This window comes from Micromonospora sp. NPDC003776 (assembly GCF_053605645.1).
Map to the genome: position 1 here is coordinate 1 of NZ_JBSGJR010000045.1, position 22,172 is coordinate 22,172.

At 72.1% G+C, this 22,172-nt stretch carries 17 protein-coding genes, 3 tRNA genes and 2 pseudogenes; 12 read left to right on the forward strand and 10 right to left on the reverse strand.

Going from position 1 to position 22,172, the window contains the following annotated elements:
- Nucleotides 1–26: 26 nt before the first annotated feature.
- From ACWEVO_RS06695 to leuC, 3 genes are all read right to left on the reverse strand, one after another.
- Nucleotides 27–647: an HU family DNA-binding protein gene (locus ACWEVO_RS06695; RefSeq protein ID WP_452306590.1), complete on the reverse strand. Its 621-nt coding sequence runs from the start codon at nt 645–647 to the stop codon at nt 27–29.
- 160 nt (nt 648–807) lie between these two features.
- Nucleotides 808–1,395, reverse strand: coding sequence for a 3-isopropylmalate dehydratase small subunit (leuD, locus tag ACWEVO_RS06700; protein WP_452306591.1), 588 nt, complete (start codon nt 1,393–1,395; stop codon nt 808–810).
- A gap of 15 nt (nt 1,396–1,410) precedes the next feature.
- Nucleotides 1,411–2,853, reverse strand: a complete 1,443-nt coding sequence (gene leuC / locus ACWEVO_RS06705) for a 3-isopropylmalate dehydratase large subunit (RefSeq protein ID WP_452306592.1) — start codon at nt 2,851–2,853, stop codon at nt 1,411–1,413.
- Nucleotides 2,854–2,902: 49 nt separating this feature from the next.
- Between leuC and ACWEVO_RS06710 the strand changes: the two genes are divergently transcribed.
- Nucleotides 2,903–3,589, forward strand: coding sequence for an IclR family transcriptional regulator (locus tag ACWEVO_RS06710; RefSeq protein ID WP_013284529.1), 687 nt, complete (start codon nt 2,903–2,905; stop codon nt 3,587–3,589).
- 188 nt (nt 3,590–3,777) lie between these two features.
- Here ACWEVO_RS06710 and ACWEVO_RS06715 read toward each other — a convergent pair.
- The 5 genes from ACWEVO_RS06715 to ACWEVO_RS06735 all read right to left on the reverse strand — a co-directional run bounded on the left by ACWEVO_RS06715 (nt 3,778) and on the right by ACWEVO_RS06735 (nt 6,766).
- Nucleotides 3,778–3,853: transfer RNA gene (locus tag ACWEVO_RS06715), tRNA-Glu, on the reverse strand.
- Nucleotides 3,854–4,063: 210 nt separating this feature from the next.
- A tRNA-Glu gene (locus ACWEVO_RS06720) sits at nt 4,064–4,136 on the reverse strand.
- A gap of 136 nt (nt 4,137–4,272) precedes the next feature.
- Nucleotides 4,273–4,344, reverse strand: a tRNA-Gln gene (locus ACWEVO_RS06725).
- 106 nt (nt 4,345–4,450) lie between these two features.
- Entirely contained in the window at nt 4,451–5,254 is an 804-nt protein-coding gene (locus ACWEVO_RS06730; protein ID WP_452306593.1) for a fumarylacetoacetate hydrolase family protein, read from the reverse strand.
- A gap of 9 nt (nt 5,255–5,263) precedes the next feature.
- Nucleotides 5,264–6,766: a M28 family peptidase gene (locus tag ACWEVO_RS06735; RefSeq protein WP_452306594.1), complete on the reverse strand. Its 1,503-nt coding sequence runs from the start codon at nt 6,764–6,766 to the stop codon at nt 5,264–5,266.
- A 314-nt stretch (nt 6,767–7,080) separates the two neighbouring features.
- Here ACWEVO_RS06735 and ACWEVO_RS06740 point away from each other — a divergent pair, with 314 nt between their 5' ends.
- From ACWEVO_RS06740 to ACWEVO_RS06770, 7 genes are all read left to right on the forward strand, one after another.
- Nucleotides 7,081–8,274, forward strand: a complete 1,194-nt coding sequence (locus ACWEVO_RS06740; RefSeq protein WP_452306595.1) for a PP2C family protein-serine/threonine phosphatase — start codon at nt 7,081–7,083, stop codon at nt 8,272–8,274.
- Nucleotides 8,271–10,025, forward strand: a complete 1,755-nt coding sequence (locus ACWEVO_RS06745; RefSeq protein WP_452306596.1) for a sensor histidine kinase — start codon at nt 8,271–8,273, stop codon at nt 10,023–10,025. Before ACWEVO_RS06740 ends, ACWEVO_RS06745 begins: the two co-directional genes overlap by 4 nt.
- Complete coding sequence (locus ACWEVO_RS06750; protein WP_452306597.1) at nt 10,022–10,474, forward strand: response regulator; 453 nt, start codon at nt 10,022–10,024, stop codon at nt 10,472–10,474. Before ACWEVO_RS06745 ends, ACWEVO_RS06750 begins: the two co-directional genes overlap by 4 nt.
- Nucleotides 10,467–11,276 carry an inositol monophosphatase family protein gene (locus ACWEVO_RS06755; RefSeq protein WP_452306598.1) on the forward strand — a complete coding sequence of 270 codons (810 nt, stop codon included), beginning with the start codon at nt 10,467–10,469 and terminating at the stop codon, nt 11,274–11,276. Before ACWEVO_RS06750 ends, ACWEVO_RS06755 begins: the two co-directional genes overlap by 8 nt.
- A gap of 226 nt (nt 11,277–11,502) precedes the next feature.
- Complete coding sequence (locus ACWEVO_RS06760; protein ID WP_452306599.1) at nt 11,503–12,543, forward strand: coiled-coil domain-containing protein; 1,041 nt, start codon at nt 11,503–11,505, stop codon at nt 12,541–12,543.
- A 36-nt stretch (nt 12,544–12,579) separates the two neighbouring features.
- A complete protein-coding gene (locus tag ACWEVO_RS06765) occupies nt 12,580–14,133 on the forward strand; it encodes a fused MFS/spermidine synthase (RefSeq protein WP_452306600.1) in 1,554 nt (517 codons plus the stop codon).
- A gap of 71 nt (nt 14,134–14,204) precedes the next feature.
- Nucleotides 14,205–15,797, forward strand: a complete 1,593-nt coding sequence (locus ACWEVO_RS06770; protein WP_452306601.1) for a serine/threonine-protein kinase — start codon at nt 14,205–14,207, stop codon at nt 15,795–15,797.
- Nucleotides 15,798–15,841: 44 nt separating this feature from the next.
- On the opposite strand, the gene ACWEVO_RS06775 is transcribed toward ACWEVO_RS06770, so the two are convergent.
- Both ACWEVO_RS06775 and ACWEVO_RS06780 read right to left on the reverse strand, forming a co-directional pair.
- A complete protein-coding gene (locus ACWEVO_RS06775) occupies nt 15,842–16,510 on the reverse strand; it encodes a potassium channel family protein (RefSeq protein ID WP_452306602.1) in 669 nt (222 codons plus the stop codon).
- Nucleotides 16,500–17,834, reverse strand: a complete 1,335-nt coding sequence (locus ACWEVO_RS06780) for a TrkH family potassium uptake protein (RefSeq protein WP_452306603.1) — start codon at nt 17,832–17,834, stop codon at nt 16,500–16,502. The genes ACWEVO_RS06775 and ACWEVO_RS06780 overlap by 11 nt, the downstream gene beginning before the upstream one ends.
- Nucleotides 17,835–17,940: 106 nt before the next feature.
- On the opposite strand from ACWEVO_RS06780, the pseudogene ACWEVO_RS06785 reads away from it, so the two are divergent.
- From ACWEVO_RS06785 to ACWEVO_RS06800, 4 genes and pseudogenes are all read left to right on the forward strand, one after another.
- Nucleotides 17,941–18,305, forward strand: a pseudogene (locus tag ACWEVO_RS06785) (glycerophosphodiester phosphodiesterase family protein); the annotation flags it as partial.
- Nucleotides 18,306–18,903: 598 nt separating this feature from the next.
- Nucleotides 18,904–20,265, forward strand: a complete 1,362-nt coding sequence (locus tag ACWEVO_RS06790) for a DUF7507 domain-containing protein (RefSeq protein ID WP_452306604.1) — start codon at nt 18,904–18,906, stop codon at nt 20,263–20,265.
- Nucleotides 20,266–20,533: 268 nt separating this feature from the next.
- Nucleotides 20,534–21,736 carry a substrate-binding domain-containing protein gene (locus ACWEVO_RS06795; RefSeq protein WP_452306605.1) on the forward strand — a complete coding sequence of 401 codons (1,203 nt, stop codon included), beginning with the start codon at nt 20,534–20,536 and terminating at the stop codon, nt 21,734–21,736.
- Nucleotides 21,737–21,739: 3 nt separating this feature from the next.
- Nucleotides 21,740–22,075, forward strand: a pseudogene (locus ACWEVO_RS06800) (ATP-binding cassette domain-containing protein); the annotation flags it as partial.
- Nucleotides 22,076–22,172: the final 97 nt, after the last annotated feature.

Sequence of the window (22,172 nt, forward strand, 5' to 3'; positions counted from 1 at the left end):
GCGCCCTTTCCAGGCCGTGGGTCCGGTCAGCGCCGGGTGGCGGCCTTCTTGGCCGGAGCCTTCTTGGCGGGCGCCTTCTTGGCGGCCGTCGTTTTCTTGGCGGCGGTGGTCTTCTTGGCCGCCGTCGTCTTGGCCGCCGTCGTCTTCTTGGCCGCCGTGGTCTTCTTCGCCGCGGCGGTCTTGGTCGGGGCGGCCTTCTTCGCCGGCGCGGCCTTCTTGGTCGCGGCGGTGGTCTTGGTGGCCTTCGCCGCCGTGGTCTTCTTGGCGGCGGCGGCCGTGGCGGTCTTCTTGGCGGCCGTCGCCTTGGCCCCGGTGGTCTTGGCCGCGGCGGCCGCGGCGGTCTTCTTGGCGGCGGCGGTGGCCTTGGGCACCTTGCCGCCGGCGACCATCTCCTTGAAACCGGCGCCCGGGCGGAACGTCGGGACGGAGGTCTTCTTGACCTTCACCGCCTCGCCGGTCCGCGGGTTACGCGCTGTTCGGGCGCCTCGGACGCGCTTTTCGAATGCTCCGAATCCGGTGATTGCCACCTTCTCGCCCTTGGTGACCGCCGCCTGGACCTCAGCGAGGACCGCGTCGAGCGCGGCCGTCGCCGTCTTCCGGTCCCCCAGGCGAACGGCGAGCGCCTCGATGAGCTCGGCCTTGTTCACGACTTCCTCCCGATTGTGCAACTGACTCGACGCGAGCCATTCTGCGCGCACGGTATGCCCTGTGCTGCCTGGACACAAACATTCGGTGGAAAAAAGCCCTTGTGTCGTAACGGATTCGCCCCCACCGGCCGGGCCGGTGGGGGCGAAAAGCTATCTACGGTTAGGCGACCGAGGGCAGGAACGACGGCCGGGACGCCTCGTAGGCACTGATCTCAGCCTCGTGCCGGAGGGTGAGTCCAATGTCATCCAACCCCTCCATCAACCGCCAACGGCTGTGGTCGTCGAGCGGGAACGCCCAGGTGGCATCCCGCGCGTGGACCTGGCGAGCAGTGAGGTCGACGGTGATCGGGGTGGTCGGGTCGGATTGCACGAGATCCCAGAGTTCCTCCACGGCTTTCAATTCCAGCTCAACCGGAAGGAGCCCTTCCTTGAGGGCGTTGCCCCGGAAGATGTCACCGAAGCGCGGAGAGATCACGGCGCGGAAGCCCCAGTCCCGCAGGGCCCAGACCGCGTGCTCCCGGGAGGAGCCGGTACCGAACTCGGGCCCGGCGATGAGAATCGACGCACCCGAATGAGCGGGATCGTTCAGAACGAATGACGGGTCCTCCCGCCACGCGTTGAAGAGCCCGTCGGCGAAACCGGTCCGGGTCACCCGCTTGAGGTACAAGGCGGGGATGATCTGATCGGTGTCCACGTTGGACCGGCGCAGCGGCACGGCGGTGCCGGTGTGGGTGGTGAACTTGTCCATCTCTCGGCTGCCCTTCTACAGGTCGGCGGGGGCGGCCAGCCGGCCGACCACGGCGGTGGCGGCGGCGACCGGCGGGGACACCAGGTGGGTACGGCCACCCCGGCCCTGGCGGCCCTCGAAGTTGCGGTTGGAGGTCGAGGCCGAACGCTGGCCCGGCCGCAGCGTGTCGGGGTTCATCCCGAGACACATGGAACAGCCGGCGAACCGCCACTCGGCGCCGGCATCGGTGAAGACCTTGTCCAGCCCCTCCGCCTCGGCGGCCTCCCGGACCGCGGCCGAGCCGGGAACCACCAGCATGCGTACGCCGTCGGCGACCTGGTGCCCGCGCAGCACGTCGGCGGCGGCCCGCAGGTCCTCCAGCCGACCGTTGGTGCAGGACCCGACGAAGACCACGTCCACGGCCAGCTCGCGCAGCGGCGTGCCGGGGGTGAGGTCCATGTACTCCAGCGCCCGCCGGGCGGCGACCCGCTCCGGCTCGGTGACGAACTCCTCCGGGTCCGGCACGGTCGCGCCCAGCGGCACGCCCTGCCCGGGGTTGGTGCCCCAGGTGACGAACGGGGTGATCCGGCTGGCGTCCAGCGTCACCTCGGTGTCGAAGGTGGCGCCCGCGTCGGTGGGCAGGGTCCGCCAGTACTCGACCGCCGCGTCCCAGTCGGCCCCCTGCGGCGCGTTCGGCCGCCCCTTCAGGTACGCGAAGGTGGTCTCGTCCGGCGCGATCATGCCGGCCTTGGCGCCCCACTCGATGGACATGTTGGCGATGGTCATCCGGCCCTCCATGGAGAGGTCCCGGATCGCCTCGCCCCGGTACTCCACGATGTGGCCGCGCCCGCCGCCGGTGCCCACCTGGGCGATCAGGGCGAGGACCAGGTCCTTGGCGGTGACGCCCGGAGCCAGCTCGCCGACGACGTTCACCGCCATGGTCTTCGGGCGGGCCTGCGGCAGCGTCTGGGTGGCCAGCACGTGCTCCACCTCACTGGTGCCGATGCCGAAGGCGAGCGCGCCGAACGCGCCGTGGGTGGCGGTGTGCGAGTCGCCGCAGACGATGGTCATGCCCGGCTGGGTGAGGCCCAGCTGCGGGCCGATCACGTGCACGATGCCCTGGTTCTCGTCGCCCAGCGGGTGCAGCCGTACGCCGAACTCGGCGCAGTTGCGGCGCAACGTCTCGATCTGGGTGCGGGAGGTGGGGTCCGCGATGGTCAGCAGGTCGCCGCGCCGGGACCGGAACGCCGGGTCGTCGTACCCGGTCGGGGTGTTGTGGTCCTCGGTCGCGATCGTCAGGTCGGTCCGCCGCACCCGCCGGCCGGCGAGGCGCAGTCCGTCGAACGCCTGCGGGCTGGTGACCTCGTGGAGCAGGTGCAGGTCGATGAAGAGCAGATCCGGCTCCCCCTCGGCGGAGCGGACCACGTGTGCGTCCCAGACCTTCTCGGCCAGGGTCCTCGGTTGAGTGACTCCCACCATCTGGACATCCTAAATTCTGGGAGGTAAATTTCGGCTTGTGGGACACAGTATGAGCGGTGTCGGCGTTCTCGACAAGGCGGTGGTCATCCTGGCCGCCTGTGTCGACGGCGCCAGCCTGGCCGAACTCGTTGAACGCACCAAGCTGCCCCGGGCCACCGCGCACCGGCTGGCACAGGCGCTGGAGATCCACCGGATGCTGGTCCGGGACACCCAGGGGCGCTGGCGCCCGGGTCCTCGACTCGGGGAGCTGGCCAACGCCGCGCCGGACGTGCTGCTGACCGCGGCCGAGCCGCTGCTCGCCGCGCTCCGCGACGCCACCGGGGAGAGCGCCCAGCTCTACCTGCGCCGGGCCGACGAGCGCATCTGCGTGGCCGCCGCCGAGCGGGCCAGCGGCCTGCGGGACACCGTGCCGGTCGGCTCGGTGCTGCCGATGACGGCCGGTTCCGCGGCGCAGATCCTGCTGGCCTGGGAGCCCCCGGAGGCGGTCATGCCGCTGCTGCCCCGCTCGAAGTTCACCGGCCGCACCCTGGCCGAGGTACGCCGGCGCGGCTGGGCGCAGAGCGTCGCCGAGCGGGAGGCCGGTGTGGCCAGCGTCTCCGCGCCGATCCGCGACCGCACCGGCCGGGTCATCGCCGCGATCAGCATCTCCGGCCCGATCGAGCGCCTCGGCCGCCGCCCCGGCGAACGCCACGCGATGGCCGTCGTCCGCGCCGGCCAACGCCTCTCCGGCCTCTGACCCCCCGGCCCTCCGCAGCCACCCCGCATCCCGGCACGTCGATCAAGGGGTTTGCGTCACGGATCCCGCCTTCCGAGACGCGAACCCCTTGATCGCCTGCGAGACCGGTGGGAGGGGCGTGCTGGGCGGGTGCCGGGGAGAGACGAGGAAACGGCCCGTCTCGCGGGGCGAGACGGGCCGTTCGGTGTTGGTAGCCCCGACCGGATTCGAACCGGCGCTACCGCCTTGAGAGGGCGGCGTCCTGGGCCGCTAGACGACGGGGCCAGGCACTTTTCCTGCTTCACCGCCCTGACGAGCGGTGCGGCAGTAGTCTATCGGCACCGCCCTTTGGCCCGACCAGCGGGGGTGGCACTCACGGCCGCCCGCAATCCTGCCTGGGAGGACGGGCCGGGGCGGCCTCGGACGCCCGCGCGCCGGGCCGTCCGCAGATACGAAACAGCCCGCCCCACCAGGTGGGACGGGCTGTCAGCGCTGTAGCCCCGACCGGATTCGAACCGGCGCTACCGCCTTGAGAGGGCGGCGTCCTGGGCCGCTAGACGACGGGGCCAGAACTTTGTGCTTCCCCACCCGACGGGCGAGGAAGCTGCACTCTATCAGAGATCATCTGCCGCTCCTCGCAGGAGGAGCGGAGCGGAACTCCGCCAGAATCCAGCGTCCGGGATTCTCGCGAATCCGCGGTTGCGCTGGGGTACCAGGACTCGAACCTAGACTAACTGAACCAGAATCAGTCGGGCTGCCAATTACCCCATACCCCATTGGCCCCTTGCGGCGCCGGGAATGAACTTTACCCTCCCGGTGCCGGCAGGCCAAATCCAACCCCCCGAACCGCACGTGACCTGCGGAAACGAGGCGTCGGACGCGTCAGGCGACCGGCACCACCGGGTTGGTGAGTTCGCCGATCCCCTGGATCCGCACGGTGACCGTATCCCCGTCGGTGAGCGGACTAACCCCCGCCGGGGTGCCGGTCAGCACCACATCGCCGGGGAGCAACGTCATCACGTGGGAGATGTACGACACCAGGGCCGGCACGTCGAAGACCATGTCCTTGGTCCGGCCGAGCTGGCGTACCTCCATCTCCTCCGGGTTGCGACCCACCTCACAGCGGATCTCCAGGTCGGAGACGTCCAGCCCGGTGGTGATCCACGGCCCGATCGGGCAGAACGAGTCGAAGCCCTTGGCCCGGGTCCACTGCCCGTCGGAGCGCTGGAGGTCCCGCGCGGTGACGTCGTTGGCGCAGGTGTAGCCGAAGATGGCCCGCTCGGCGGCGGCCCGGTCGGCCCGGCGCGCGCCGGGGGCGCCGATCACCACGGCCAGCTCCGCCTCGTGCTCGACCTGCCGGGAGAAGGCGGGCAGCCGGATCGCGTCCCGCGGACCGATCACCGAGGTGGAGGGCTTGAGGAAGAGCAGCGGCTCCTTGGGCACCTCGCTGCCGTGCTCGGCGGCGTGCTCGGCATAGTTGCGCCCGACGCAGACCACCTTGCTGGGCAGGATCGGCGAGAGCAGCCGGACGTCGGAGAGCGCCCAGCGGGCACCGGAGAACTGGATCTGGCCGAACGGGTGCCCCTCGATCTCGGCGATGGTCAGGCCCTGCGGCCCGGCCTCCGGCTCGCCCTCGACGACCCCGAACGACATTCCCTTGGCATGAGCGAAACGAGCGATACGCACCCGGCCAATCTATCCCCGCGCGCCGGCCGGGCCACGCCCGACGCGGGCCGCCGCCCGATCGCCACCGCGGCGGGGACGCCTCGGGAGGCGCGAAGGGTACGCCGGCGGGCGCCGGCCGGGGCGGGAATGTCGACTTCGTACCCGCCCGGCGGGGCGGGGCCCATAGCTTCGGGTCCGGAGGTTCGTTCGTATGCCTGCATCGAGACGACACCACAGGGCCCTGGCCGTGATCGTGAACTGCCTGGGCCGGTACCAGACCGGCCGGTACGGGTCGAGCAGCTCCGCGTACCCCGGGCGGATCGCGGTGATCGCGGTCCAGAGCAGCCAGGCGCCCAGCGGGGCGACCACGATCGGCGCCAGGGCCAGGCCGGTACCCGCGGCGAGCTGCCCGGCGGTGGCCCGGCCGCGCCGGCGCAGCAGCCAGCCGAGCGCCCCGACGGCGACGAGCGCGAGCAGGGCCAGCGGCAGGGTGAGCCAGCCGGGGTAGCGGACCAGCCCGCCCGGCACCGGGAAGTAGGTGGCGTCGTGGCCGGAGCGCAGGTCGCGCAGGTCGGTCCGGCCGAACTCGCGGGCCAGCCCGAGCGCGTTGTCGCCGTGCATCTGGAGGCTGCCCCGGTCCATCGCGGCGGGGGTGTCCAGCGGGGTGTGGTAGACCGCGCCACCGTCGATGTACGCCGAGTTCAGGCCCACGAAGCCGTGGTCGAGGAACGCGGTGAAGTCGGTGTCGTTGGGCAGCGCCCGGTAGATCTCCACCGCGAACGAGGTGCCCACCGGGTGCGGGGCGGCGCGGCCGAAGACGTCCACCAGCTTCGCGTTGTTCCGAGACGTCTCGAACATGATCACCGGGCCGGTGGAGCCGCGCGCCTCCAGGTTGAGCACCACCCCGCCGTCCCGGGCCAGCGGGTGGTCGGCGGCGAACCCGGAGGCGCCGCAGAGGCAGGCCTCCTCGGCGTCGGTGAGCACGAGGACGATGTCGTTGCGGGGGCGCGGTCCGGCGGTCAGCGCCCGGGCCACCTCCAGGATGCTGGCCGTGCCGGCGGCGTCGTCGTTGCCACCCGGACCGGACTGCACCGAGTCGTAGTGGGCCACCAGGAAGACCCGCCCGGTCGAGTCGGTGCCGGGGAGCCGGGCCACCACGTTGCGCACCCGGGCCAGCGTCGCCCCGCCGGCCGCCCCGCTCAGCTGGCCGGCCTCCGGGGCCACCGTGTCCTGCACCTCGGTCTCCAGGCCGAGCCCGCGCAGCACGCTGACGAGGTGGTCCCGTACCTGGTCGTTGGCGGCGCTGCCGGCCACGTGCGGCCGGGCCGCGATGGCCGTGACGTTCCGGTACGCCCGCTGGGCGCTGAAGTCGGTCGCCGGCGCGTCCGCCGGGCGCGGCGCCGGGGTGGCCAGGTCGACCAGGACGCCCGCACCGACGGCGAGCAGCGCGGCGAGCGCGACGACCGCGGCGAGCGGCCGGCGGCGCGGCCGGGCCAGCGCCCGGTCGGCGGGGCGGGTGGGGGGTACGCCCACAGGGAACTCCTCGGGGTGGTTCGGGGGTGGCATCATCCTGCACCCCCGGGGGCCCGCGGCGGCACTCCCCGCCCGGCCGGTGCGCTCCGTGCCGGCCCCCTGGTCGCGGCGTAACATCGGTCGTCCGCCCGATAGCTCTTCCAGGAGGGCGGGCTCGTGCCGCCCGTGCCGACGGCGCTCGTGTTGTGTGCGACCGTTGTCTGATACAGGATCAGCAGGGCACTCGGAAGGAGCCCGACATCACCAGCGAACTCCCGCGTCTCGCGGCGGTGACCCGGCCGCACCGGGGGACCGGTCTGCCCGGTTCCTCCGTCGTGCCACAGGCCGGTGCGGGGCTCCACGCCAACCTGCCGCCCGGTGAGCGGCTCCGGGTCCTGCTGGTCGAGGACGACGAGGGCGATGCCTTCCTGGTCGGCGAGCTGCTCGCCGAGACCAACTCCATGATCGACCTGCTGGTCGCCACCAGCCTCAGCGAGGCCCGGCAGCGGGTGATGGGCGTCGACTGCGTCCTGCTCGACCTCGGCCTGCCCGACGCGCAGGGCCTCGACGGGCTGCGCCAGGTGCTGGAGATGTCCAGCGGCGCCGCGGTCTGCGTGCTCACCGGCCGCTCCGACGAGCACCTGGGCATCGTCGCGGTCGCCGAGGGCGCCCAGGACTACCTGGTCAAGGGGCAGGTCGACGGCGTGCTGCTGGCCCGCGCCCTGCGCTACGCGGTGGAACGCAAGCGGGCCGACGAGAACGCCCGCCGGTTGCGCGAGGTGGAGCTGCGCCAGGCCGAGTCCGCCCGCCTGGAGCGGGGCCTGCTGCCGCAGCCGCTGATGACCACCGACCAGGTGGCGGTGCACACCTTCTACCGCCCCGGCCGGCACGCCGCGCTGATCGGCGGCGACTTCTACGACGTGGTGCAGACCCGGCCGGACCGGATCGACCTGATCGTCGGGGACGTCTGCGGGCACGGCGTGGACGAGGCGGCGCTCGGTGTCGAACTCCGGGTGGCCTGGCGGGCGCTGATCCTGGCCGGCGTGCCGGACGACGAGGTGCTGCCCGCCCTGGAGCAGGTGCTGATGAGCGAGCGGCGGCTTCAGGAGATCTTCGCCACCGTCGCCACCGCCCGGCTCGACCTGGCGGCCAACCGCGCGACCGTACGGCTGGCCGGTCATCCACCGCCGCTGCTGCTCCGCGCCGGCAAGGTCGCCCCGGTGCCGGCCAGGGGCGGTCTGCTGCTCGGCGTACGACCCCGCCGGCCGCTCGCCTTCGACCTGGAGTTCGACGCTGATGACTGGTCCCTGCTGATGTACACCGACGGCCTCATCGAGGGCCGGGTGGGCAGCGGTGACGACCGGTTGGACGTCACCGGCCTCACCGGCCTGCTCGCCGACCCGGCCAACCGGTCGGTGTCCCTGGCCGAGCTGCCCGCCTGGCTGGTCGGCCGGGCCGAGCAGCTCAACGGCGGCCCGCTCGCCGACGACGTCGCCATGCTGCTGGTCACCCGGGGTGGTGGCCGGTGAAGGCGTACCAGCGCGGCTGGACCCTGCGCCGCCGGGTGGTCGCGCTGCTCGGCGTGGTGCTGGTCCTGCTGCTCGGGCTGGCCGCGGCGGAGGCGGTCCTCGCGGCCAAGAACCGGCAGAACATCGACGCGGTGCTGCTCCGGACCGGCCCGCTGCGGGTGCAGGCGCAGCAGCTGATGAGCGCCCTGCTCGACCAGGAGACCGCCGTGCGCGGGTACGCGGTGAACGCCGACCGCAAGGACCTGGCCCCGTACGGGGACGGTCTGAAGCGGGAGCACGACACCGCCGCCGAGATGCGGAAGCTGGCCGCCGACTACCCGGACGTGCTGCGTGAGCTGGCGGCCGTCGAGCGGCGCGCGGAGGAGTGGCGGACCAACGTCGCCCAGCCGGTGATCACCGCGACCGAGCGCAGCGGCCCCACCGCCGGCCAGGCCCTCATCACCGACCAGACCCGGCAGCAGTTCGACGGCATCCGGGGCGCGGTCGACCGCCTCCAGGAGGCGATCCTCGTCGTCCGGGCGCAGACCGCCGCGGAGGTGAACTCCACCAGCAACGTGCTGGTCGCGCTGCTGATCATCGCGGCCCTGGTGGTGGCGGTGGCCGGCGTGGTCAGCCTGGTCTCGCTGGACCGGATCCTGATCCGGCCGCTGGCCGGCCTGGTCGCCCAGGTGCGGGAGGTCGCCGCCGGGGACTACCGGCACCACATCGAGGGCGACGGCCCGCCGGAGTTCCGCCGGCTCGCCGACGACATCGACCTGATGCGGCAGAAGATCGCCCGCGAGCTGGACGAGGTACGCGAGGCCCGGGAGCGGATCGAGTGGGTCAACAGCCAGCTCCAGAAGCAGGCCGAGGAGCTCACCCGATCCAACCGTGACCTGGAGCAGTTCGCGTACGTCGCCTCGCACGACCTGCAGGAGCCGCTGCGCAAGGTGGCCAGCTTCTGCCAGCTCCTGCAGCGGCGGTACGCGGGCCAGCTCGACGAGCGCGCCGACCAGTACATCGCGTTCGCCGTGGACGGCGCCCAGCGGATGCAGCGGCTGATCAACGACCTGCTGGCCTTCTCCCGGATCGGCCGGCTCACCACGGGCTTCACCGAGGTCGACCTGAACAAGGTGATGGGCGACGTGGCCGGCCAGACCGAGGCCGCCCGGCAGTACTCGGACGCCGAACTGACCTGGGACGAGCTGCCGGTCATCCGCGGCGAGGAGCCGCTGCTGACCAACCTGCTGGCCAACCTGGTGAGCAACTCGATCAAGTTCCGCCGCCCGGACGTGCCGCCGCGCGTGCACGTGTCGGCGCGGCTGGTCGACGACGAGTGGGAGATCACCTGCCAGGACAACGGCATCGGGATCGAGCCGGAGTTCGCCGACAAGATCTTCGTCATCTTCCAGCGGCTGCACTCCAAGGACGCGTACCCGGGCACCGGCATCGGCCTGGCGATCGTCAAGAAGATCGTGGAGTACCACGGCGGCCGGGTCTGGGTGGACACCGGCACCGAAGAGGGCACCGCGATCCGGTTCACCCTGCCGGCGCTCCCCGAGGACGTCGAGGCGGCGCGGGCGGCGGCGGAGGCCGAGCCGGTGGCCGGTGAGGAGTCGACCGGGGAGTCGGCGGCGACCGTCGACGGTGGGGATGACACCCTTGCGGCAGCGCCGGTCGGCCGGCAGCCGGATCCGGCGGCGGGCGAGGAGACGCCCGAGGGGGCAGCCGGAGACGGTACTACGGGTGGCATGAGGGAGACGGTGGGATGACCGCGCCGGCAGACGGCAAGAGCCCGATCGAGGTGCTCCTCGTCGAGGACGACCCGGGCGACGTGCTGATGACCCAGGAGGCGTTCGAGGAGCACAAGCTCCGCAACCGCCTCACGGTCGTCTCCGACGGCGCCGAGGCGCTGGCCTACCTGCGCCGCGAGGGCGAGTACGCGGACGCGGTGACCCCCGACCTGATCCTGCTCGACCTGAACCTGCCCCGGCGGGACGGCCGGGAGGTGCTGGAGGAGATCAAGAAGGACGAGCAGCTCTGCCGGATCCCGGTCGTGGTGCTCACCACCTCCCAGGCCGACGAGGACATCCTGCGCAGCTACCAGCTGCACGCCAACGCCTACGTGACCAAGCCGGTGGACTTCGAGCGCTTCATCTCGGTGGTCCGCCAGATCGACGAGTTCTTCGTCAGCGTGGTCAAGCTGCCGCCGCGTGGCTGACCCGCTGCTGGACGACGTCGGCGCGCTGCTGCAGGAGGCCGCGGCGGAGATCGTGGTGCCGCTGTTCCGGCGACTGGACGACGCGGACATCGCCGAGAAGGCGCCCGGCGAGCTGGTCACGGTCGCCGACCGCCGGGCCGAGGAGTTCATCTCCGCCCGGCTGCGCGAGCTGCGCCCCGGCTCGGTCGTGGTCGGCGAGGAGGCGGTCGCCGAGGACCCGGACCTGCTGCGCCACCTGCGGGGCACGGGCGACGTCTGGCTGGTCGACCCGGTCGACGGCACCGCCAACTTCGCCGCCGGCCGGCGGCCGTTCGCGCTGATGGTGGCCCTGCTGACCGACGGCCTGCCGGCCGCCTCCTGGGTGTACGACCCGCTGGACGGGACGCTGGCCGCGTGCCGCGCCGGTGCGGGCACCCGGCTGGACGGCACGACCGTGCGGACCGCCGGGCCCACCCCGGTGGCCGGCGCGCTGCGCGGCACCGCGATGACCCGGTTCCTGCCGCCGGATGCCCGGCGTGCCGTTGAGGCGGGTGGCGCACGGATCGGCGAGCTGCTCCCCGGCCAGCACTGCGCCGGCCGGGAGTACCTGGACATCCTCACCGGTGCCCAGCAGTTCGTCCTGTTCTGGCGCACCCTGCCCTGGGACCACGCCCCCGGCACCCTGCTCGTGCGCGAGGCCGGCGGAGTGGCCCGGCGCTTCGACGGCACCGACTACCACCCGGCCGACGACGGCCGGGGCCTGCTGGTGGCGGCCAGCGCCGAGATCTGGGACGAGGTCCGCTCCGCCCTGCTCGACGCCTGACCGGTCGTGCGGCGCATCTCGGCGCCCATGATCGTCACGCCTCCGCGATCATGCCGGCACGCTGCGTCGATGTCGGCCGGCGGTGCAGGTCGGGGGCCTGGCGTGCGGCGTGTGGTCCGGTATCGTGACCGGCGGTCTCCGCCAGCAGGCCGCCGTCCGGCGCCGGTGGAGCCGCCGCCGCGCCGAGTTCGACCGGGGGGCCGGCGGCCGACGGAAGGACGCTTTGGTGCCCAGGACCAGGCTCGCCCGGCGGCGCGTCCGCCGGCCGTTGCTCGCGCTGCTCACCGCCACGGCCCTGCTGCTCGGCGCGGGCCTCGCCCCGGCCGGCGCGGCCGCCGCGGCGCCCAGCCCGAGCGCCCCCAACGAGGGCGGCAGCAAGCAGCTCCGGGCCGCCCTCGATGCGGCGGCCAGGGGTCACATCGAGGCGAAGGCCAAGCTGGACAACTCCAAGCGCCGGCAGGCCGCGCTCACCGTGGAGTACAAACAGCTCGAGGTACGCCTGGTGGAGCTGACCGCCCAGGTGGGCGAGGTGGCGGCCCAGTCGTACCGGGTGGGTCGGCTGACCCCGGTGTCGGTGCTGCTGGCCAGCGCCGGACCGAACGACTTCGTCAAGCGGGCCGCCGAGCTGGACGTGATGGCTCAGCGGGACAGCAGCCGGCTGCACGACCTGACCGAGGCGAAGACCAAGGCGGCCGAGGCCAAGCTCGCCATCGACACCGAGGTCCGGGAGCAGACGAAGCAGCTCGCGATCCTGGCGAAGAAGAAGCGGGACGCCGAGATCGCGCTGGCCAAGGTGAGTTCCGGGGCGGGATCCGGGTTCAGTGGCGGCTCCTCGTCGGCGAAGCCGGCGCCGCGCAACCCGGACGGCTCGTGGCCGGCGGAGTCCTGCTCGGTGAACGATCCGACGCCGGCCGACGGCTGCATCACCCCGCGTACCCTGCACATGCTCCAGCAGGCCCAGGCGGCCGGCTACAAGCGCTACGTCTCCTGCCACCGCAGCGGCGGCGACGGCGAGCACCCCAAGGGCCGGGCCTGCGACTTCTCCGCCGCCAGCGGCGGCTTCGAGGACGTCTCCGCCACCGGCGGGGACAAGGCGTACGGCGACAGCCTGGCGAGCTGGGCCAAGAACAACGCCAGCCGCCTCGGCATCATGTACGTGATCTGGTACCGGCAGATCTGGATGCCGAACACCGGCTGGCGGTCGTACAGCGGGGGCGGTAGCCCCGCCGCCGACCACACAAACCATGTTCATATCTCGATGTACTGACCCGGCGGCCCGGCAACGCTGCGTAGCATCGCGACGGTGAGCAGCACATCGCCCGACGTTCTGGCGGAGTCGGCGCCGGCCGCGCCGGCCCCGCCCCGGGCCCTGCCGAACGGGCTCGCCGCGTTCCTGGTCTTCCTCTCCAGCGGGGCCGTGCTGGTCCTGGAGACCGTCTCGCTCCGCCTGGTCGGCCCGTACGTCGGGGTGACCCTCCAGGTGACCAGTTCGGTCATCGGCATGGCGCTGGGCGCGATCGCGTACGGGGCGTGGATGGGCGGGTGGCTCGCCGACCGGCGGGACCCGCGCACCCTGCTCGCCCCGGCGCTGGTGCTGGCCGGCATCGCCACCGCGGTCACCCTCCCCGTCGTCCGGTACGCCGGTGAGGTGTTGCGCGGCGGCGCGGCCGGTGCGGTGCTCCTGCTGACCGCGCTGGCGGTGCTGCTGCCGGCGGCGCTGCTCGCCGGGGTGACCCCGCTGGTGGTCAAGCTCCAGCTCGCCGACCTGCGGCGGACCGGGCAGGTGGTGGGGCGGCTCTCCGGCATCGGCACCCTGGGCGGCATCACCGCCACCCTGGTCACCGGCTTCGTGCTGGTGGCGGCGCTGCCCAGCACGGTGATCGTGCTCGGGCTGGCCGCCGTGCTCGGGGCGACCGGGCTGGTGCTCGGGGCGTACCTGCGGCGGCGGGCGGGGACGGTGCTGCCGGGTCGGGGCCGGGCCAGGGCCGCCCTGGCGGTGCTGGGCCTGGCCGGGGCGGGACTCTCCGCCGTCGCGCCGAACCCGTGCGACGTGGAGACGGCGTACCACTGCGCCCGGGTCGAGGTGGACGCGCAGTGGACCCAGGGCCGCTACCTCTACCTCAACTCCGCCCAGCACTCGTACGTCGACCTGGCCGACCCGACCCACCTGAAGTACGCGTACACCCAGTGGATCGGTCTGGTCGCCGACGTGGCGGCGCCAGCGGGCCGGCGGCTGGACGCGCTGCACCTGGGCGGCGGGGGCTTCACCATCCCCCGCTACGTCGCCGCGACCCGGCCGGGCAGCGACAACCTGGTCTTCGAGCTCGACGGCGGCCTGGTCGACCTGGACCGGCGGGAGCTGGGCGTGCGCACCGGCCCGCAGCTGCGCGCCCGGGTCGGGGACGCGCGGGTGCTGCTCGGCGCGGAGCCGACCGACAGCCGGGACCTGATCGTCGGGGACGCCTTCGGGCACCTGGTGGTGCCGTGGCACCTGGCCACCCGGGAGATGGCCGCTGAGGTCCGCCGGGTGCTCCGGCCCGGCGGGATCTACGTGCAGAACGTCATCGACCTGCCGCCGGACCGCTTCATCCGGGCCGAGCTGGCCACCGTCGCGGCCGAGTTCCGGCACGTCGCGCTGATCGCCCCGCCCGGCGGGATCGCCGGCCGGAACAGCGCGAACTTCCTGATCGTCGCCGCGGACATCCCGCTGCCGCTGGCCCGGATCCAGGCCGCGCTACCGATGCTGCCCGAGCCGGCCGTCCTGCTGCACGGCGACGACCTGGCCGCGTTCGTCGGGGATTCGCTGGTGCTGACCGACGACTACGCCCCGGTGGACCAGCTCCTCGCGACCGCCTGAACGGGTGACATTTTTGACCGATTCCGACTCCTCAGGTGTACGAGGCCCCTGCCCGGGCAACAAGACCGACCATGGGTGCAGCGATCAGGAGCGGCGCGCAGCTGCTGGGTGAGCGGTACCGGTTGGTCGAACAGCTCGGTGCGGGTGGCATGTCGGTGGTCTGGCGCGGCTACGACGAGGTGCTCGGCCGCCAGGTGGCGATCAAAGTGCTCGCCTCCCGGCTCGCCAGCGACAAGGCGTTCCGGCACCGGATCCGGATCGAGGCGCAGGCCGCCGCCCGGCTGTGCCACCCCAACATCACCAACGTGTACGACTACGGCGAGTCCGAACAGGTCGGGCTGACCGTGCCGTACGTGGTCATGGAGCTGGTGGACGGTGGCCCGCTGAGCACCCGGCTCGGCCGCGGCGGGCAGCTGCCCTGGCGGGAGGCGGTGACCATCGGTGCGGAGGTCGCCTCGGCGCTGGCCACCGCGCACGCCCGGGGCGTCGTGCACCGGGACGTCACCCCGGGCAACATCATGCTCACCTCGACCGGGGTGAAGGTCGTCGACTTCGGTATCTCGGCGCTGGTGGGGGAGAGCGAGAAGGGCCCGGACGGCGCCCTGCTCGGCACGCCCGCCTACCTGGCGCCGGAGCGGCTGGACAACGGCCAGGTCTCGCCGGCCACCGACGTCTACGCGGTCGGCCTGCTGCTGTACCGGATGCTCACCGGTCGGCTGCCCTGGCAGGCCGACACCACCACCCAGATGCTCCGGGCGCACATGTACAACGACCCGGATCCGATGCCCCCCGTCGTCGGGCTGCCCGACGAGGTCGAGGAACTGGTCCGGCGCTGCCTGGCCAAGCGGCCCGAGGACCGGCCGGCGACGGCGGAGGTGGCCCGTACCCTCGCCGAGGCGGCCGGGATCGCGGCGATCGTGCCGGTCTCCCCGGCGCTCGGGCAGTTCGACCCGGCGCTGCTGGAGAACGCGGGCACGACCATCCTGCCCTGGTCCACGGCGACCGACGCGCTGCCCTTCTCCGCCATCCGTACCCGGACCCGCAAGGCCGCGGCCCGGCGACGCAAGGTGGAGGCCGGGGTGGCCGCGGTGGGCCTGGTCGCGGTGACCGCCGCGATCTGGGGGGTGACCTCGAAGAGTTCGGCCAGCGGAGGGGTCGAGCCGACCGAGGCGCGGATGGCCCTGCCGGAGCCGGCCCGGTGCGCGGTCGACTACGTGCTGCGCCGGGACACCGGCAAGGACTTCACCGCCGACCTGACCCTCACCAACACCGGGGGGCGGGAGCTGCGGGACTGGACGATGAGCTTCACCTTCCCGGGCCGCCAGAAGGTCACCGAGGCGCAGCCGGCGGTCCACCAGCAGGGTCGTACCGTGTCGCTCCAGCCGCCCGCCACCGACGCGGCGCTGGCTCCCGGCGCGTCGAAGAAGGTCTCGCTGACCGGCAGCTACACCGGGGCGAACCCGCTGCCGGTGGAGTTCAAGCTCGGCGACAGCACCTGCGGTGTGCAGGTCGCCGGGGTGGCCGGCTCGGTGCCGACCACCGTTCCGCCCACGAAGGCGGCGGCCCCCAAGGCGCCGACGAAGAGCACCTCGAAGACCGGTTCCCATCCCAAGCCCGAGAAGCCCCACAAGGGCAAGGAGGACGGCAAGGGAAAAGGGAGGTGAAGCAACCGAAGGGGGGTGGTCACGGCGGCAAGAAGAAGTGACGCTCAGCCGAGCGAGGCGAAGCGCTGTACCTGGGTGATGCTGCCCTCCACGATGAGCACACTCTCCGGGCGCAGCACGGTGTCCGGGCTCGCGTAGCGGAACCGCTCGCCGGGCAGCTTCGCGCCGACCACCATCACGCCGTACCGCTCCGCCGGGGCCAGCTCGCGCAGCGGCCGGCCCACCATCGATCCGGGTACGCGGACCTTGGCGATGGCGAACTCCTCGTCGAACTCGATGAAGTCCAGCATCCTGCTGACGATCAGGTGCGCGACCCGCTCGCCGGTCTCCGCCTCCGGGAAGACCACGTGGTGCGCGCCCACCGAGTCGAGGATCTTCGCGTGTTTCTCCGAGGTGGCGCGGGCCCAGATCTGCGGTATGCCCAGCTCGGTCAGCGCCAGCACGGTGAGCACGCTCGCCTCGACCGAGGCCCCGATCGCGACCACCACCCGGCGGAAGTCGGCCACGCCGAGCTGGCGCAGCGCGCTCTCCTCGGTGGAGTCCGCCTGAACGACCCGTTCCAGCTCCGTCGACCAGTGCTGGACCCGTTCCTGGCTGCGGTCGATGGCCAGCACGTCGTGGTCGAGCTGCGCCAGTGACCGGGCCAGTTGGGAGCCGAACCGGCCCAGGCCGATCACCACGATGCCGTTCTCGTCCGTCTTCCTAGCCGACAATGGGGCGCTCCTCCGGGTAGCGGTACAACCGTTGCCGGGTGTTCAACGCGATCGCGGACCCGAGGGTGAGCGGCCCGACCCGGCCGATGTACATGAGGGCGGTCAACAGGTACTGGCCGGCCTCGGGCAGCCTCGGGGTGAGCCCGAGCGTCAGCCCGGTGGTGCTGAACGCGGACGTCACCTCGAAGAGCGCGACGTAGAACCGGACGCCGCTGGTGAGGATGGTGATCAGGACCGTGCCGGCCACCACCAGGGCCACGCTGATCAGTGCCACGGTGAGCGCCTGCCGCTGGCTGGACCACGCCACCCGGCGGTGCCCGACGGTGGTGTCCGGCTCGCCCCGCAGCTCCGCCCAGATGGCGAAGCCGAGCAGGAAGAACGTGGACACCTTGATGCCGCCGGCGGTGCTGGCGCTGCCCCCGCCGATGAACATCAGCACGATCAGCAGGGGATAGCTCTCCGGGGTGAGCGAGTCGACCCTGATCACGTCGAAGCCACCCGTGCGGCTCAGGGCGATCTGGGTGAACGCGGCCAGCACCTTGCCCGGGGAGTCGTAGGTGCCGATCGTGCGCGGGTTGGTCCACTCGGCCACCAGCAGGTAGCCGAAGCCGAGCGCGATCAGCACCAGGCTGCCCCAGAGGGTCAGTTTGGTGGCGACCGCCCAGCGGGCCGGCTGCCGCCATTCCCGGACCGCCTCGAAGAGCGCCGGGAAGCCGAGCCCGCCGATGATCGCGCCGAGGCCCAGGGGGAGTGCCACCCAGGGGTCCCGGGAGAAGGCGACCAGGCCGTCCGAGTAGAGGGTGAAGCCGCCGTTGTTGAAGGCCTGGATGGCGTGGAAGGCGGCCTCCCAGAGCGCCACCCACGGGGGATAGTCGTAGGCCAGCCAGAGCCGGCCGGCGATCACCAGCGTCATCACCGCCTCGGTGACGAAGACCGTCCCGGCGATCCGGACCAGCAGCCAGCGGACGTCGCCGATGCCGAACTCGGCCGTCTCGGCCTGCACCAGCAGGCGGTTGCGCAGCCCGAGCTGCCGGGACACCGCGAGGATCACCAGCGCCGCGCCGGTCAGGATGCCCAGGCCGCCGACCTGGGTAAGCACGGTGATCATGGCGAGGCCGAACGGATTCCAGTAGTTCGGGGTGTCGTTGATCGCCATGCCGGTGACCGACACGGCCGAGGTCGACGTGAACAGCGCGGTGGCGAACGGGGTGTACCGGTGCTGGCTGGTGGCCCAGGGGAGCATCAGCACTGCGGTGCCGAGCAGGATCACCGCCAGGAACCCGAGCGGCACCAGCCGGACGGGATGACGCAGCAGGCGGCGCACCAGGTCATCTTCCGTCCGGAGATTCACCGGCAGGCCAGGAACCGACCAACTGCCGGTCAACCGGACCCGGTCTGCTGGTCGTACCCATCGACGACAGGAGACGGCGTTGCGACGTACCCTTTCCGCCCTCGGCCTGGCCGGCGCGCTGCTCGCAGCGGCCGTGGTGGTGCCGACCGTGGCGGCCCAGGCCGACCGGAGACCGGTGCCGAGCGGTCCCACGCGGCCCACCGGCCGCTGGTCATCGGCCACCGGGGCGCCAGCGGCTACCGGCCGGAGCACACCCTGGAGTCCTACCGGCTGGCCATCCGCCAGGGCGCCGACTTCATCGAAGCGGACCTGGTCTCGACGAAGGACGGCGTGCTGGTCGCCCGGCACGAGAACGAGATCTCCGGTACGACCGACGTGGCCGCCCACCCGGAGTTCGCCGGCCGGAAGGCGACGAAGACGATCGACGGGGTCAGGGTCACCGGCTGAGCTTCACGGACCAGCCGGACACCGCCGTGGCGGCCCGCGCGGGCCTCTGACGGCGTCCGGGCCGGGGGCGGCTCGGGGCCCCCGCGCGGCGCTCGGGTGACGTGGGGTGTCCGGGTCCGTCCGGACACCCCACGCACCGTTCCGAGTCGAAACGTCGCGCCGTGGCGAGCCGGCCGGTGTGCCGCGCGCGGGCGGCTGGCCGGCGGACGGGGGTGGTGGTGAGCCGCTAGGAACTTGATGGCGTGAACGGATCGGGCCGGCGGGAGTGGCCGCGCGCCGGCCGGCGCACCCGGCAGCCTGCTTCTCTGCGCCTTTCGAGCTGACGTCGTCAACGACTCAAGCCGGTAGCGATCCGGTGAGTCGTTGACGACATCAAGTTTGTAGGCGCCGGCGACCTTACTGCCCGGAGGCTCGGCCACGTAGGTGCCGCGGCCGGGGTGGCCGGTTGCCCGACGGTGGGCGGCGTTGCCCGCTGCCGGCCGATCGCGACGGCGCCTGCGGTCCGCCCTTAGGGGGATTATTCCCCTAATGCGTCTTCTATCCCTTTTATGGTCGTTTCAACTAAGCGTCAACGATCAACGACACGGGGGATTACATGAGAAAGACCTCTGCGCCGACCAGGCGAGCCGGGATGGGCGCCCTGCTGGGTGCCGTCGCGCTGCTGACCGGCGCGTTGCTGCTGGTGAGTGGCTCGCCGGCCGTCGCCGCCACGACGATCGACATCAACCCGGGGAACGTGCCGACCACGGCCGCCGAGTTCACCCAGGAGTGCGATCCGAACCTCGGCGGTGGCCAGTACCCCGACCGGGACGTCTGGGTGTTCGTGCTGCCGGGCGACACCCAGGTGGCCGGGGCCTTCCAGTCGCTCACGCTGACCTTCAGCACGCCGGGCGGCACCGTCACGCGGACGATCCCCACCGACCCGAACAGCGCGATCGTCACCGACATGGGCACCAGCAAGGCCTGGATCCGGACCCCGGCCGGCTGGACCCTGACCGCCGCGACGGCGGAGATCTCCGGCACGGCGCGATTCTTCAATCTCTCGCACACCTGCGCCGCGACCAATCCGCCGGTGAGCCCGAAGCTGACGCTGGCCAAGGCCGGGACGCCGACCAGCGGTCTGCGGGTGGGGGACAAGGTCACCTACACCTACACCTACCCGGTGAAGAACGAGAGCACCGGCACGACCAACCCGATCACCAGCATCAAGGTCACCGATGCCAAGGCCACGGGTGTCACCTGCGACGACACCTCGCTCGATCAGGGGGAGAGCACGACCTGCCACGGCACGTACACGGTGACGGCGGCCGACGTGGCCGCCGGCAGGATCGTGAACACCGCGCAGGCGACCGGGCTGTTCGGTGCGGAGACGGTGGCCTCCAACAAGGCCACATTCACCGTCACCACCGAGGCGGTCCAGGTCGGTCTGTCGATCGACAAGAAGGCCCGGGTCGAGTCGGACTGCAAGAACGCCTGCGAGAGCGACGGCTTCGCGGCGAAGGGCGACCGGATCTTCTACACCTACCGGGTGACCAACACCGGCACGGTGCCGATCACCAACGTCGCGGTCGACGACCCGACCGCAGGTGAGGTGGTCTGCAACAGCACCACCCTGGCCCCGGGCACCAGCACCGACTGCCACGCCGTGCACCCTTACGTGGTGAGCTGGAAGGACGTCAAGGCCGGCAAGGTGGTCGACACCGCCCGGGCGACAGGCAGGTTCGACGACCGGCAGATCGTCTCCGACCCGGCCACCGTCACCATCTGCATCCGGGACGGCAAGTTCGACCACCGTAAGGACGGCAAGGACGGCAAGGACGGCTGGGACGGCAAGCACCTGCCGGTCACCGGCGCCAGTTCCGCGCAGACCCTCGGCCTGGGTGGCGGCCTGCTGACCGCGGGCGGTCTCCTGGTCGGCCTGAGCCGGCTGCGTCGCAGGACCCGGCTGCACGGCTGACCCGTACCCCACCTGGCGGCCCGGCGGAGCGATCCGCCGGGCCGTCGCGCGTTCCCGGTTCGATGGCGGGGTGCGACACAGCCGCGCACCGGTGGGTGGTGCCGAGGGCCACCGGGGGTGGCGGACCCACCTACCGGCGGTGGGCGGTTGTAACAGTCGGCCACCCTACGTCGATTACTTGTGTGTTTCGGCCACATAGCCCGTGGGTGACGTCACTTCTAGCGTGAGCCGACAACTGACATTCCCCCTGTCCCCACCTGGAGTCGCAATGACGATCCGGCACACGCGACGGGTGTTCCTTTCCGCCGCCACGGTGATGGCGGCCGCGCTCGCGGCCACCGCCTGTGGCAGCCCGCAGGACACCGCCTCCGGCGGCGGCGACGCCGCGCCGGTGAAGGTCGGTCTGGTGTATTCCCAGTCCGGGCCGCTGGCCAGCTACGGCAAGCAGTACATCGAGGGCTTCAAGGCCGGCCTCGACTACGCCACCAAGGGCACCGGCAAGGTCGGTGACCGGAAGATCGAGCTGACCGAGGTCGACGACGCGGGTGACCCGGCCAAGGCGGTCTCCGCGGCCAAGGACCTGATCGGCAAGGGCACGAAGATCATCGCCGGTTCCACCTCGTCCGGCGTGGCCCTCCAGGTCGCTCCGATCGCCGCGCAGAACAAGGTCCTGTTCATCTCCGGTCCGGCCGCCACCGACGCGGTGACCGGGGCGAACAAGTACACCTTCCGCTCGGGTCGGCAGTCTTACCAGGACGTGGTGACGGCCAAGTCCTTCATCGGCGACGCCAAGGGCAAGAAGGTCGTCGTGTTCGCCCAGGACGGTGCCTTCGGCGACGCCAACGAGGCCGCCGTCAAGAACGTCATCGGCGGCGCCGGCGCGACCGTGAGCAGCGTCCGGGCCCCCGCCAGCGCCACCGAGTTCACCCCGTTCGCCAGCCAGATCAAGGCCGCCAAGCCGGACCTGCTCTTCGTCGCCTGGGCCGGCACCACCGGCCCGGCCATGTGGCAGACCCTCGACCAGCAGGGCGTCCTCTCCTCCACCACGGTCGTCACCGGCCTGGACATCCGGGCCACCTGGCCGACCTTCGGCGCCGCCGGCAGCAAGATCTCCTTCCTGTCGCACTACTTCGACGGGGCCAGCGACACCGACGCCGCCAAGGCCGCCAAGGCCAAGATCCCGGGCGGCACCCTGGACCTGTTCCACCCGGACGGCTTCGTCGCCGCGCAGATGGTCGTCCGCGCCGCGCAGGAGGGCGGCGACGACGTGGACAAGATGATCAAGGCGCTGGAGGGCTGGCAGTTCGACAGCATCAAGGGTCAGCTGACCGTCCGCGCCGAGGACCACGCGCTGCTCCAGCCGATGTACCAGGCCAAGCTGGCCGGCAGCGGCACCGCGTACACGGCGACCGCGCAGAAGACCCTGACCGGTGACGAGTCCGCGCCGCCGGTCACCCAGATGAAGGGCTGACCCGTGCTCGCCACCCGCGGTCTGACCTGGCGGATCGGTGAGGTCGCCATCGTCGACTCCGTCTACCTCGACCTGGCGCCCGGGGAGTTCCTCGGCGTGATCGGGCCGAACGGCGCCGGCAAGACCTCGCTGTTCAACCTGATCACCGGCCTGCGCCGGCCCACCGAAGGGCGGATCCTGCTGGACGGGGAGGACGTCACCGACCTCCCCCCGCACAAGCGGGCCCGCCTCGGCCTCGGACGTACCTTCCAGGCGTCCTCGGTCTTCGGCTCGCTGACGGTGCGGGAGAACGTCCGGCTCGCCGTACAGGCGCACCGGGGTGGCTCGATGAAGCTGTGGCTGTAGTCGCCGCAGAACAAAGCGGAACATACTGGAGTCTCTCTACAAAGGGGCGAAGGGTTGCCGGCCCGCGGGTCGGGCCACCGGTGGGTGACCC